The sequence below is a fragment of the Bradyrhizobium sp. genome (genome assembly GCF_027451485.1).
In the GTDB taxonomy this organism is placed as follows: domain Bacteria; phylum Pseudomonadota; class Alphaproteobacteria; order Rhizobiales; family Xanthobacteraceae; genus Bradyrhizobium.
Genome location: NZ_DAIDJE010000149.1, coordinates 1 through 1,500, shown reverse-complemented (window position 1 = coordinate 1,500; position 1,500 = coordinate 1). Strand labels below are relative to the sequence as shown.

2 pseudogenes are annotated in these 1,500 nt (G+C 60.4%); one reads left to right on the top strand and one right to left on the bottom strand.

The window, feature by feature from the left end:
• Nucleotides 1-145: 145 nt before the first annotated feature.
• Nucleotides 146-960, bottom strand: a pseudogene (locus NEZ08_RS18455) (IS3 family transposase); the annotation flags it as partial.
• 263 nt (nt 961-1,223) lie between these two features.
• On the opposite strand from NEZ08_RS18455, the pseudogene NEZ08_RS18450 reads away from it, so the two are divergent.
• A pseudogene (locus NEZ08_RS18450) lies at nt 1,224-1,500 on the top strand (transposase); the annotation flags it as partial.

Here is a 1,500-nt window from a genome sequence, read left to right as displayed (position 1 = left end):
AAAGACGTGAAGGAGTTGCAGCGAACGATGCTCAGTCACTCGCGTCGCATCCAAAGGTCGCCGGCGCGTGTGCGTGCCTACTTCAAGAATCGTCATATCCGATATGCCGCGTAAGTTCACTGCAATTACGCCGGGTTAATAGTACGTTGTCGCAACGGATCGCCTTTGGCTTGCCTCGCCATTCAATGATCTGCTCCCGCGACCTGATCACCCGCGCCGATGGCAACGACAGATCAACCTCGATGCCCAGCCCTTCGCGGTTGAAGTCATCGAGCACATTGAACAGCCGATACTGGCGACCGTCATCGAGGTTGTCGTGCATGAAGTCCATCGACCAGACTTCGTTGATCGCCTCAGGAACCGCCAGAGGCCGCGGCGTCTCGCGCACCAGGCGCCGCTTCGGCTTGATCCGCAGGTTCAGCTCCAGCAGCCTGTAAATGCGGTAAACGCGCTTGTGGTTCCACCCGTAGCCTTTCACGTTGCGCAGGAACAGGTAGCACAGGCCGAAGCCCCAGTTGCGCTGGTTGTGCGTCAGGCGCAGCAACCAGTCGGCGATCCGCTCGTTCTCGCCAGACAACTTCGGCTCGTAGCGGTAGCAGGTCTCGCTGACGCCGAAGAGTCGGCACGCCCGGCTGATGCTGCGGCCCTTGCTCCTGACCGCCCAGGTGGCCATCTCACGCCGCTGAGATGGCCTCACCATTTTTTTGCGAGCGCTTCCTTCAGGATCGCAGAGTCCATCTGCGACTCGGCGTACATCTTCTTCAGCCGCCGGTTCTCTTCCTCGAGCTCCTTGACCCGCGCCAGCATGGACACATCCATGCCGCCGTACTTGCTGCGCCACTTGTAGAACGTCGCCGCGCTGATGCCTGCCTCCCGGCAAAGCGACGCTACCGGTTCCCCGGCCTCGGCACGCTTGATGAGCCCGACGATCTGGCTGTCCCGAAACTTCGACTTCTTCACTGGAATCTCCTCGGAATACATTACGAGAAAATTCCACTTCTGACCTCAGCTAAATTCTGGGGGGATTACCCGAGGAGCGCATCGCCAATGAGCTTCTTCCGAAGCTCGGCATTCAGGTCTCACCGCGCACCGTGCGGAAATGCCTTCCCGCTCGCCCACCGGGCCGGCCAAGAGGCGATCTGCGCTGGTCGACTTTCTTGCGCCTACACGCCCGGGGAATCATTGCCTGCAATTTTCTAGTCGTCGTAACCGCCACGTTCCGGATGCTCTACGTATTCGTCGTCATCGAGCACGGCCGTCGTCGCCTGGTTCATCTCAATGTCACCGCGCATCCGACGGCCGCATGGACATTGCAGCAGCTGCGCGAGACCATCGGGTTCGATGCGCGATACCAATACCTGCTGCATGATCGCGATGGCATCTTTGCCGCGCACCTCGACGAATCAGTAAGCCGCCTTGGCGTCGAGGTGTTGAGATCGCCGCCGCGAAGCCCGAAAGCGAATGCGGTTGGCGAGCGCGTCATCGGCACGATCCGCCGGG